General features: G+C 65.7%; 11 protein-coding genes. 8 read left to right on the top strand and 3 right to left on the bottom strand.

Annotation, left to right across the window (positions count from 1 at the left end; genetic code table 11):
• The first annotated feature begins 32 nt into the window (after positions 1-32).
• From EAV90_RS26940 to EAV90_RS26930, 3 genes are read left to right on the top strand one after another with little or no spacing between them, the layout of a single operon-like run.
• Positions 33-2237, top strand: a complete 2205-nt coding sequence (locus tag EAV90_RS26940; protein ID WP_129145170.1) for an amylo-alpha-1,6-glucosidase — start codon at positions 33-35, stop codon at positions 2235-2237.
• A gap of 23 nt (positions 2238-2260) precedes the next feature.
• Positions 2261-2782 (top strand): PRC-barrel domain-containing protein, encoded by a 522-nt coding sequence (locus EAV90_RS26935; protein WP_162500385.1) that lies wholly within the window; start codon positions 2261-2263, stop codon positions 2780-2782.
• Between the two features lie 23 nt (positions 2783-2805).
• A complete protein-coding gene (locus EAV90_RS26930; protein WP_129145169.1) occupies positions 2806-4092 on the top strand; it encodes an MFS transporter in 1287 nt (428 codons plus the stop codon).
• 146 nt (positions 4093-4238) lie between these two features.
• On the opposite strand, the gene EAV90_RS26925 is transcribed toward EAV90_RS26930, so the two are convergent.
• Both EAV90_RS26925 and EAV90_RS26920 read right to left on the bottom strand, forming a co-directional pair.
• On the bottom strand, positions 4239-5441 hold the full coding sequence (locus tag EAV90_RS26925; protein ID WP_122404395.1) for an MFS transporter: 1203 nt from the start codon (positions 5439-5441) through the stop codon (positions 4239-4241).
• Between the two features lie 134 nt (positions 5442-5575).
• Complete coding sequence (locus EAV90_RS26920) at positions 5576-6055, bottom strand: cupin domain-containing protein (RefSeq protein WP_122404394.1); 480 nt, start codon at positions 6053-6055, stop codon at positions 5576-5578.
• A 237-nt stretch (positions 6056-6292) separates the two neighbouring features.
• Here EAV90_RS26920 and EAV90_RS26915 point away from each other — a divergent pair, with 237 nt between their 5' ends.
• Positions 6293-6577, top strand: coding sequence for a hypothetical protein (locus EAV90_RS26915; protein WP_122406772.1), 285 nt, complete (start codon positions 6293-6295; stop codon positions 6575-6577).
• Between the two features lie 83 nt (positions 6578-6660).
• Positions 6661-7377, top strand: coding sequence for a peroxiredoxin-like family protein (locus EAV90_RS26910; protein ID WP_122404393.1), 717 nt, complete (start codon positions 6661-6663; stop codon positions 7375-7377).
• Positions 7378-7454: 77 nt separating this feature from the next.
• On the opposite strand, the gene EAV90_RS26905 is transcribed toward EAV90_RS26910, so the two are convergent.
• On the bottom strand, positions 7455-8342 hold the full coding sequence (locus EAV90_RS26905) for a LysR family transcriptional regulator (protein ID WP_162500384.1): 888 nt from the start codon (positions 8340-8342) through the stop codon (positions 7455-7457).
• A 178-nt stretch (positions 8343-8520) separates the two neighbouring features.
• On the opposite strand from EAV90_RS26905, the gene EAV90_RS26900 reads away from it, so the two are divergent.
• The 3 genes from EAV90_RS26900 (at position 8521) to EAV90_RS26890 (ending at position 11610) form a co-directional block, all read left to right on the top strand.
• Positions 8521-9345, top strand: coding sequence for a 3-hydroxybutyrate dehydrogenase (locus EAV90_RS26900; protein ID WP_122404391.1), 825 nt, complete (start codon positions 8521-8523; stop codon positions 9343-9345).
• A gap of 85 nt (positions 9346-9430) precedes the next feature.
• A complete protein-coding gene (locus EAV90_RS26895) occupies positions 9431-10579 on the top strand; it encodes a patatin-like phospholipase family protein (protein ID WP_122404390.1) in 1149 nt (382 codons plus the stop codon).
• 86 nt (positions 10580-10665) lie between these two features.
• Positions 10666-11610 (top strand): oxygenase MpaB family protein, encoded by a 945-nt coding sequence (locus tag EAV90_RS26890; RefSeq protein WP_162500383.1) that lies wholly within the window; start codon positions 10666-10668, stop codon positions 11608-11610.
• Positions 11611-11617: the final 7 nt, after the last annotated feature.

Here is an 11617-nt window from a genome sequence, read left to right as displayed (position 1 = left end):
GCGTTTCGAATCAAGGCGCAGGGGAGCAGCTCATGGCAGCCGAAACCGTAACCCAGATCGTATCCATATCGCAGGCGACGGAAGCCGTCGCGGAGCAGACGTTCTACATTCCGATGACGGGGCCCGCCGCCCGGCCGCGGCGATCCCTCAAGCACGACGACACCTTCATCGTGCTCGACAGCCATGGCGACATCGGCGCTTCGGCGGGCGGGCCGGACGGTCTGTTTCACTGCGACACGCGCTATCTGGCGCGGCTGGAGCTCGTGCTCGACGATCTCCAGCCGCTGCTGCTCGGCTCGAATTTGCGCGACGACAATTCGGCGTTGACGGTCGATCTCACCAATCCCGACATCTACCGCCAAGGCCGCCTCTTGTTGCAAAAGGATCTGCTGCACATCGTGCGCACGATCTTCCTGTGGCGCGGTGCCGCCTATCAGCGCATTGGCGTGCAGAACCACGGCGACGCGCGCGCCAGCTTCGAGCTGACGCTGCTGTTCGACAATGACTTCGCCGATCTGTTCGAGGTGCGCGGCGAGCGGCGCCCGCGCCGCGGGACCGGCACGAGCCGCCTGTTGGGTCCGACCGACGTGCTGTTCGAGTATCGCGGCCTTGACGACGCCGAGCGCACCACCGGCCTGCATGTCGACCCGCGTCCCACCACGCTGTCCGTGAATGCCGCGACCTGGCAGCTCGAGCTCGATCCGCACCAGGCCAAATCGCTGTTCGTCGCCGTCTCCTGCAACCGGCCGGTGACGGAACGGCCGGCGCGGTTCTTTCCGGGCCTTCTGGCTCATCGCCGCGAGATGCGGCAGTCGACGATGGGCGCTGCCAGCATCGAGACCTCCAACAATATCTTCAACGAGGTGCTGTGCCAGGCCATGGCCGACCTCAACATGCTGATGACCGAGACCCCGCAGGGGCGGTACCCCTATGCCGGCATTCCCTGGTACTCGACGACATTCGGGCGCGACGGTCTCATCACCGCGCTGCAGATGCTCTGGGTCGATCCGCGCGTCGCCAAAGGTGTCTTGCGCCGGCTCGGGCATTTTCAGGCCACGGCAATCGATCCGTTCGCGGACGCCGCGCCCGGAAAGATCCTGCACGAGATGCGCGGCGGCGAGATGGCGGCGCTCGGGGAGGTGCCGTTCGCGCATTATTACGGCAGTGTCGATTCGACCGCGCTGTTCGTGCTGCTCGCGGGCAGCTATTTCGAGCGCACCGGCGACGAGGCCACCTTGATCGAGCTCTGGCCGACGATCGAGGCGGGCCTGGCCTGGATCGACGGTCCCGGCGATCCCGACCAGGACGGCTTCGTCGAATACCAGCGTGCGACCGAGAAGGGGCTGGCCAACCAGGGCTGGAAGGACTCCTACGACGCGATCTTCCATGCCGACGGCCAGCTTGCAGAGGGCAATATCGCGCTCGCGGAAGTCCAGGGCTACGTCTTTGCTGCCAAGCAGCTCGCCGCGCGTTGCGCGCTGCGGCTCGGCAAATCGGACTGCATGCGCAGGCTCGAGAGCGAAGCCAGGGCGCTCGCCGAGCGCTTCGAGAAGGCGTTCTGGTGCGAGGAGCTCGGCACCTATGCGCTCGCGCTCGACGGCAAGAAGCGACCCTGCAAGGTCAGGACCTCGAATGCCGGGCAGATCCTGTTCAGCGGCATGATCCGCGAGGACCGCGCGCGCCTCGTTGCTGCCGATCTGATGCGGCCGCATTTCTTCTCGGGCTGGGGCATCCGCACCGTCGCGCAAGGCGAGGTGCGCTACAACCCGATGTCCTATCATAACGGGTCGATCTGGCCGCACGACAATGCGCTGATCGCGCTCGGGCTCGCGCGCTACGGCCTCAAGCACTCGGTGGCGCATGTCTTCAAGGGGCTGTTCGATGCTGCGACCTACATGGATCTGCGCCGGTTGCCCGAATTGTTCTGCGGGTTCCGGCGCGAGAAACGGCGCGGCCCGACGCTCTATCCGGTCGCCTGCGCGCCTCAGGCCTGGGCCAGCGCGACGCCGTTCACGCTGCTGGAGGCGGCGCTCGGTCTCGAGTTCGACGTGACGCGCGGCGAGATTCGCCTGCGCAATCCGCATCTGCCGGCGTTCCTCAACGAGGTGATCCTGCGCGATCTGCGCCTCGGCCAGTCCAGCGTGGACCTGCGTGTTAGCCGGCATGGCGACGACGTCGCGCTCGAGGTATTGCGCACGCGCGGCCAGATCCAGGTCTCGATCGTGCTGGCTCACTAGCGGCGCGTCGTGAGGAGGGTATCATGCGTGCGATCGGAGCGTTGATCCTGGGTGTGGCGATTATGGTTGCCCTCGCGGTCGGACCATTGCGCGCCGCAGAGGATCAGCCCGCAGGCCAGGATGAAGCGAATGCGCCGGCGACGGCGCAGCCGCCGGCCTCGACCGTTCCAGTGACGCCCAAGGACGCCGCGCCGCCACCCTCGGTGACCATCATCGGCGCGAGCGAGGCCCACGGCGTGCTCGGCCGCGACGTTCGCAGCGCCGCCGGCGAGGACATGGGCCGCATCGTCGACGTCATCGTCGATCGCACCGGCCATGTCCGCGCCGCGGTGATCGATTTCGGCGGCTTTCTCGGCGTCGGCAGCCGCAAGATCGTGGTGGACTGGAACGCGCTGCGCTTCGGCAAGATCGCCAACAAGAAGGACAGCATCACGTTGGAACTGAACAAGGCGCAGGTCGCGGCCGCGCCGGAATACAAGGAAGACACGCCGATCGTCGTGCTCGGCGCGTCCGGCAGCCTTCAGCCGCTGCAAGCGATCCAGTGAGGTGCAGGGAGGGCTGACCGCCCGTGCTGTTGTCGAGGAAGCTGACCCATGCAGATCGCAGCGGCCGCGTCGAGCAGGACAACGTCGTTGCGCCGTCGGCTGCAGGCATTCCGGCGCCGTCGCGCCAGAGCCTGCGCGGCCTCGACTGGTTCATCTTCTTCCTCGCCGACGTGCAGACCGGATTTGGTCCTTTCATCGCGGTCTATCTGACGACGCAGAAATGGACCCAGGTCGAGATCGGCCTCGTGCTGTCGATCGGCGGCGTTGTCGCCCTGATCGGCCAGATGCCCGGGGGCGCGATTATCGATGCCGCGAAATCGGAGCGTCTCGTCGCCGCCCTCGCGATTGCGACCATCGGTACTTGCGCGCTGGCCTATGCCGCGATGCCGATCTTCCCCGTCGTGGTGACCGCCGCCACGCTGCATGCGATGGCGAGCTGCGTGCTCGGGCCTGCGATCGCGGCGATCAGCCTCGGCCTCGTCGGCCCGATCGCGATCGGCGAGCGGCTCGGCCGCAACGCGCGCTTCGCCTCACTGGGCAATGGCGTCGCGGCGGCGGTGATGGGCACCGCGGGCTATCTCCTGTCGAGCCGCTCGGTGTTCCTGGTCACCTTCCTGCTCGCGATCCCGACCCTGATCGCGCTGTCGCGCATCCGCGAGAATGAGATCGACATCAGGCGCTGTCACGGTGAGATGCCGCCCGAAGCCGCCGATCGCGGCGACACCAATATCTGGCACCTGATCCGGCAGCGTCCGCTCATCGTCTTCGCACTCAGTGTGCTCTTGTTGCACCTCGGGAACGCCGCGATGATGCCGCTGATGGCGAGCGCGGTGACGGCACGGTCGAGCCAATGGGCAACGGTGCTCGTCGCCTTTTGCATCGTCGTCCCGCAGGCGATCGTGGCGCTGCTGTCGCCGACGGTCGGACGCAAGGCGCAGCTCTGGGGCCGGCGGCCCCTGCTGTTGATCGGATTCGGCGCGCTGGCGATTCGTGGCCTCTTGTTTGCGACCGTGCGCGATCCGTATCTCCTGGTTCTCGTGCAAGTGTTCGACGGCATTACCGCGGCGGTGTTCGCGGTGATGGTCCCGCTGATCGTCGCCGACGTTGCCTTTGGCACGGGGCATTTCAACTTGGCGCAGGGAATCGTCGGCACCGCAACCGGCATCGGCGCGTCGTTGAGCACGGTGCTTGGCGGCTATGTCAGCGACAAGTTCGGCAATGCCACGGCGTTCGTCGGGCTGTCCGGCGTTGCCGCGGCGGGGCTCTTGCTCATTTTCTTTGTGATGCCGGAGACACGGCGCACGGTCTGACCCGTGCGAAAGAAATGCGTGGCGCAAACGGGTTCGGCCGGTCAGAAGTCCCGGGGAGAAACTGATCTGGCGTCCGGATTGTGCAAGCGCATGCGGTTGCGGGGCACGATTGGCATCACGCCGGCCGAGGCGGTACGGCCCAGGCGTTAGCGCTTCAAGGCGAGCGTGAGCAGGGCCGCAGCGGCGAGCGCCGCGCCGATACCGGCCACGCACGCATACCATCCGTACTCATCGAACAGACGCCCCAGCACCGCCGTGCCGACCAGCCCGCCGCAGAAGTAGCAGGCCAGATAGGTGCCGCTGGCAATCCCGCGGTTCTCGGCAGCCGCCTGTCCGACGAAGCCCGTCGCGGCGGCCTGGGCGAAGAATGTGCCGATGCCGACCAGCACCATGCCGGCGAGCACTTCGGCCAGATGCGGCGCCAGCATCAGGGGCAGGCCGAGCCCGGCAGCGGCGAGTGCCGCCCAGATCGTGGGCCGCGTCCCCAGTCGCGCGGCCACCTTGCCAGCTAGAAGCGTCGTGAGGATGGAGGGCAGGAAGACGAAATAGACGAAGCCCAGATCCATCATGCCGAGCGACAGCGGCGGCCGCACCAGCACGAAATTGACGAAGGTGAAGGTGCCGATGAAGGCGAAGAGGATACAGAAGCCGATGCCGAAGGCTGCTCGCAGCTGCGGATTGCGCCAATGCGCGATGGTGGCGGCGAGCGGTGAAGCCGCCGGCATCATCGCGTGCATCGGCTGCACGCGTCCGACGGTGAAATAGACCAGCACCGTGCCGGCCAGATTGAGCGCCGCGAAGAAATAGAAATTCCAGGCGAGGCCGAGGCCGTCCGCGACCGCCGCCGAAATCAGCCGGCCGACGAGGTTGCTGGCGACATTGCCGGTGATGTAGGCGGCAAACGCACTGCCGGCGTCCATGGCGCTGCATTGCTCGCCGAGATAAGCGAGGGTGAGCGCGAAGGCGGACGCCATGCAGAGGCCCTGCGTGACCCGCAGGGCGGTGAAGACGGCAAGATTGGGCGCGGACGCCAACAGGCTGGTGGGGATCGCAAGAACTGCCAGGCTGAGCAGGATACCGGTCCGCCGATCGATATGCGGGCTGAAGAAGCCGATGACGAGACCGGCGACCGCCATGCCGAAGGTGCTGGCGTTGACCGCAAAACCCATCGCTGCGGGAGTGACGCCGTAGTGGCGCGTGAGCGAAGGCAGGATCGCCTGCGTCGCGAAGAGATCGACGACGGTCAGGAATGCGGTGAGGCCGATCACGAGCGAGCGCAGGGCGAGGCCCGGCGAGTGCGCATCCATCCTCGTCGCGGCCGGTTTGATCGGCGCGGAAACATCGGTCATGGCGTGATTGTCCGTTGATCTGTCGTTCCGGGCTGGTGCGCACGGGACCGCAATGCGGCCCGGAGCACCAGACCCGGAATCTCGAGGTTCCGGGTTCGCTTCGCGCCCCGGAACGACGGCACACTTGGCGCTCGTCACATGTGATGGTCGTTCGGATCCTTGCGGACATCGCCGACATAGAGAATGACCGTTTCCTTGCCGAGGTTCTTCCACCAATGCGAGGTGCCGTAGACCTCGGGACGGATGTCGCCGGCCTTGTGCACGATCGGATCGACGCAGTTGGAGGCGTATTCGACGATCTCGCCCTGCTGCACGAAGATCAGGGCGGGGCGGTCGTCATGGCTGTGCCAGGGCACGATGCCGCCGGGCTCGATGGTCAGCTTGCGGAAGCGCAGCTCGCGACCATCGATATGGGCGGGCTGCTTGCCGAGGTCGATCGCCCCGAGCGTGACGTCGGTGACGCCGACCGGCTTATAGTCGACCATCTGCTGTGCGTTCGGCTTGATCTTGCCAGCCGGACATTCGCCGGCGAAAACTGGTGTGGCAAATGTCAGCGCCCCGAGAACGGCAACGCCTGTCCAAACCACGCGCGACACGATGTGATGCCTAGACATGGGAACTCTCCTGTGTTGGCCGCAACCGTGGTGGTCGCCGGCTATGGCAGGAGCTTCGTCGAGACCGCGTCGATGTTGAAATGCCGGCTCGCTTTCGATGCGATAGCCCGGCGCTATGTTGATGCGCCGCGGCTATCGAACCGATTGGGCATCGGCATTTCCGCTTCCGGGGGATCTGGCGTCCGATGACAGGGCGCCCGATTGGCGGGCGTTCACGTCAATCCGGAGGAGCATCTCATGACGAAAGTGTCCAAAACCCTGATCTTTACCGCGGCCTTCGCGGTGATCGCCACGTCGGCGTTCTCGGAAGCGGCCTGGGATTTGAAGGCCGGCATGGCCTATGTCTATGGCGGGCCCGGCAAGATGTCGGCGATGGCCATGGCTCCCGCCGAGAAGAACCACGAGGCCATGATGAAGAACGCGAGGAAGGTGCCTGCCAACACCGTGTTCTTCATGGACAACGGCACGCTGTACTCCACTTCCGGGCGGTTGGATCCGACCGGCAATTTCTACGTGAATTGAACCGGTCCGGGCATCGGGGCCGCCCCTTGCGGGCGGCCGAACCGGGAAACTAGTATTCGCCCCAGGAATGCCGGAGCAGAAGGATGACGTCTCTATCCCCAGCCGACGCCGAACGGCTCAGGCTCGCCTTCCAGCGCTGCCGCGACATGGACGGCACGCTGAACGAACAACTCCGCGCCTACGCCGATGCCAGCCGCAAGGTCTTCCCTGCCTATGGCGAGGCGGTCGATCGCCTCGTGGCGCGATTGGACGGGAACGGCGGTGGCGAGACCGCGCCGCGGCCGGGCGATCCGATGCCGCCGTTCATGTTGCCCGACGAGGGCGGGCGGCTCGTGACGCTGCCCGCGCTGCTGCAGCGTGGCCCCGTCGCAGTGATGTTCTTCCGCGGACACTGGTGTCCCTACTGCCGGCTCAATGTCCGCGCCGTGGTCCAGGCGCAGGACCGCATCAAGGCAATGGGTGCGCAGGTCGTCGCGATCATGCCGGAGACGCAGGAATATACTGGACAGCTCAAGGCCGAATCCGGCGCGCCGTTTCCGATCCTGACCGATCTCGACAACGGCTATGCGCTGTCGCTCAACCTCGCGATCTGGCTCGGCGCCGAGATCCAGGAGCTGCTGTCCCATCAGGACATGGCGAAATTCCACGGCAATGACGGCTGGATGCTGCCGATCCCGGCCGTGTTCGTGGTCGGGCGCGACCGACTGGTGAAGGCTCGCTTCGTCGATCCGGATTTTCGCAAACGAATGGAGATCGACGATCTAGTCGAGGCGCTGGAGAGCGCGAGCCGGGAGAACTGAGCCGCGCAGAGTGTTCCACCCTCTCCCCTTGTGGACCACAAAGGGAGAAGGAAGAAGCGCGGCGATCACTCACAGTATCACCCCGCGATCTCCCGCCAGTCCGCGCCGCGCAGCATCCGCATCACCGCATTGGCGACCGCCGTCCGCTGTCGGCCGGCGACGCCGTAGAGGCTGACGGTGCGGCGTGCGTCGAGCCCGGTGACTGCGGCACGTTTCAGGCTCTCCGGCACCGGCGAGGTGTGGGGCATCATGGCGATGCCGATGTCGGCCTCGACCAGTTCGATCAGGTCGCGCTCGCTCGAAATCTCGTGGCCGTGATCGACGTCGATGCCGTGCTCGCGCAGGCTGGCGGAGATGCGTCTGGAATGCTCGCAATAGCTCCGGCCGAGCAATTGCTCAGCGCGCAGATCGTCCGGCTCGATCACGTCGTGCTCGGCGAGACGGTGGGCGCGGCTGACGACGAGATCGAAGCCTTCCGTGAACAGTGGCCACACGTCGAGCCGCTCCCAGGCCTCGTCGATCTCGGCGGCGATGCCGAGCTCGGCTTCCCCCTTCTTGAGGAATTCACCGACCTCGCGGCCGGTCCCGCGCAGGAAGCGGAATTCGAGCCGGTTGAACTGCCGTTTGATCTCGCTGAGATGCGGAATGAGCAGCGCGAGGTCGATCGAATGCGTCAGTGCAATACGGAGCGCACCGATCTCTCCGCTCTTGAACGAGGAGGCGAGCGAGCGCGCGCCTACGGCGGCGTCATAGCATTGCTTCAGAAGCGGATGCATGCGCTGACCGAGCTCGGTCAATTGCGCCGCCGGCCGTTCGCGGCGGAATAGGTCACCGCCGAGCTCGGCCTCGAGCTGCTTGATCGCGCGCGTCAGCGACGGCTGCGTCACGTTGCAATCTTCGGCGGCGCGCGTGAAATTCAACAGCTGCGCCACCGCGAGGAAATAGCGGACCTGATGCATTTCCATGGATCGGCTCCCGGCAAAATCGACCGGAAATCTAGCCGATAGGAACCGGGAATGACACCCCGCAAGCGATAGCGCGGACGTATCGACTCGGAAGCTAACCGGCATTTCCGCAAACCCGGGTGATCCCGCACATTTCGAGCCAGCCGCGGCGCGGCGTTGCGCAGAAGAGGTCTGGATCATGAATATCCCTATCAAGACGCAGACGTCCGCTTCGTCCCGCGTGCTGGCCGGCAAGGTGGCTCTCGTCACCGGGTCGACCAGCGGCATCGGCCTCGGCATTGCGCGGGCTCTGGCCGCTTCCGGCGCCGACATCGTGCTCAACGGTCTTGGTGTCGCCGGCGAGATCGGCCGGACACGCGAGCAGATCGCCACCGAGTTCGGCGTGAAGGCAAGCTACTCGCCCGCGGATATGACGAGGTCGACATCGATCGCCGAGATGATCGCTGCGACGCTGGCCCAATCCGGCCGGCTGGACATCCTGGTCAACAACGCCGGCATCCAGCATGTCGCGCCGCTCGACCAGTTTCCGGTCGAGAAGTGGGACCAGATCCTCGCGATCAACCTGTCCTCGGCCTTCCACACCACACGGCTCGTGCTGCCGGCGATGCGGCTGAACGGCTTTGGCAGGATCATCAACATTGCCTCGGCGCACGGCTTGATCGGTTCGCCGTTCAAGGCGGCCTATGTCGCCGCCAAGCACGGCATCATCGGTCTCACGAAGGTGACGGCGCTGGAGACCGCGGAAGAGGGCATCACCTGCAACGCGGTCTGCCCCGGCTATGTCTATACCCCGCTGGTCGAGGCCCAGATCGACGGTCAGGCGAAGGCGCACGGTATCTCGCGCGATCAGGTAGTCCGAGATGTTCTGCTGGCACAGCAACCCAACAAGCGCTTTGCCACCGTCGAGGAGCTCGGCGCGCTCGCGGTGTTCCTGTCGACGGACGCGGCCGCATCGATCACCGGCGCGGCGCTGCCGGTCGACGGCGGCTGGACCGCGCATTGAGATGGAACGGGTTCGTTCCGGCCGGCGTAACAAGCTGCCGCCGACAGCGAATATTCGATCGGTGCAAGCTCAAAAGGAGCGAGACATGGATGGCATGCAGGACAACGCGCGAGGCAACAGCAAAGACCTGCCCGGCCAGGTCGTGCTCGTGCTTCAGGGCGGCGGTGCGCTCGGCTCCTACCAGGCCGGGGTCTACCAGGCGCTGCACGAGGCCGGCATCGAGCCGGACTGGATCATCGGCACTTCGATCGGCGCCATCAATGCAAGCTTGATCGCCGGCAACGAGCCTCGCCAGCGGCTCGCGCGCCTGAAGGAATTCTGGAAGCGGATGGAGCAAAATCCAGTGTGGAATCTGCGCGCCGCGTTTCCGGGCTTCAACGAAAAACTGGCCTATTGGTCGACCGTCACCAATGGCATTCCCGGCTTCTTTCGCCCAAATCCGCTGGCGCATGCCGGCGATTCATTTCCGCTGGGCACCGATCACGCCGGCTTCTATTCGACCGCTCCGCTCGAGAAGACGCTGCGCGAACTCGTCGATTTCAGCCTGATAAACCGCTGCTCGCCGCGGCTGACGGTCGGCGCGGCGCATGTCCGCAGCAGCCGGATGCGCTATTTCGACAGCCGCGACGGCGAGCTGACGGTGAAGCACGTCATGGCCTCGGGCGCGTTGCCGCCGGCGTTTCCGGCGGTGCGCATCGACGGCGAGCTCTATTGGGATGGCGGCATCCTGTCCAACACGCCGACCGAGGCCGTGTTTGACGACAACCCGCGCAAGGATTCGCTGATCTTCGCCGTTCATCTGTGGAATCCGGTCGGTGCCGAACCGACGACGATGGCGGAGGTGTTCAACCGCCACAAGGACGTGCAATATTCCAGCCGGATCGCGAGCCAGATCGCCCGCCAGCAGCAGGCCCATCGCCTACGCCACGTCATCAATCAGCTCGCCGCGCGGCTGCCCGAGAGCGAGCGTGGCGATCCCGCCGTGCGCGAGCTGACGAGCTATGGTTGTCCGACCCGCATGCATGTGGTGCGCCTGCTGGCGCCGCAGCTCGACCGCGAGACCCATACCAAGGACATCGATTTCAGCCCCTCAGGCATCGCCCAGCGCTGGGATGCCGGCTATGCCCACACGAGATCCGTGCTCGCGCGAAGACCGTGGATCGGTGAGTTCGATCCGCTCGCCGGCGTGGTGCTGCACGAGCATATGGACGAGATGCCGATGGCGGCGGAATGAGGGCTTCGTCGTCGTCTTGTGTGATGACGATTTCGCGAACGCGTGGTCTGGGCTAGTGTTGCCGCGTCTTCGTCGCGAGGCTGCAATTGGTCACTGAGAAGGATCTCGAGGCAACTCTTGATAACGTCCGCGCTCACGCGGCAGGGCCGGTTGCCGGTGTGTTCGGTCCGTCCTCGGTCACTTGGCAGATCGACCGCGAGGCCGTGATCTTTCTCGGCGCCGGCCGCGCGCTGCTGTTGCAACTGGCGCATCCCTGGGTCGCGGCCGCCATTGCCGAGCATTCGAAGACCTTTGCCGATCCGATCGGTCGTTTTCATCGCACCTTCGGCATCGTGTTCCCCATGGTGTTCGGCTCGCTCGACCAGGCGCTGCTGTCGTCCCGGCAGCTGCATCGGCGTCACAGCATGATTGTCGGCGAGATGCCCGAGACCGTCGGCCCGTTCCCGGCCGGCTCGCGCTACTGCGCCAACGACATCCCCTCGCTGCGGTGGGTCCATGCGACGCTGGTCGAGACCGCGCTGATGGTGCACGATCTGGTGCTGCCGCCACTCTCGGCGGAGGAGCGCGATCGCTATTGGAGCGAGGCCAGGCTGTACGGCGCCCTGTTCGGATTGACCGGGGATGATTTGCCGGCGGACTGGTCCGGCTTCGCCGCCTACACCACGGCAATGGCGCAGTCGGAGACGCTGACCGTCAGCCCTGCGGCGCGCGAGATCGCCGCACAGATCTTCAGCGGCGCCCGTCCGTGGTTGCGACCGCCGCGCTGGTATCGCGCGCTCGCGGCGAGGATGCTGCCGGAGCGACTGCGCGCCGGGTTCGGACTTGCGCTTGACGAGCGCGACATCAGAGCTGCCGACAACGCGCTCACCTGGATCAGGCGTGTCTATCCGAAACTGCCCGACCGGTTGCGCTACGTCGGTCCCTACCAGGAAGCACAAGCACGGCTGCGGGGTGAGCCGCAGCCTGATTGGATGACACGGTGTCTCAATCGGGCTTGGATCGGGCGGCCGCAAATGGACGCGCGCCGCTAAGAATTGT

This window comes from Bradyrhizobium vignae (assembly GCF_004114425.1).
GTDB lineage: Bacteria > Pseudomonadota > Alphaproteobacteria > Rhizobiales > Xanthobacteraceae > Bradyrhizobium > Bradyrhizobium vignae.
Note: the sequence above shows the minus strand (reverse complement) of the source record. Positions and strands in the feature narration are given on the sequence as shown.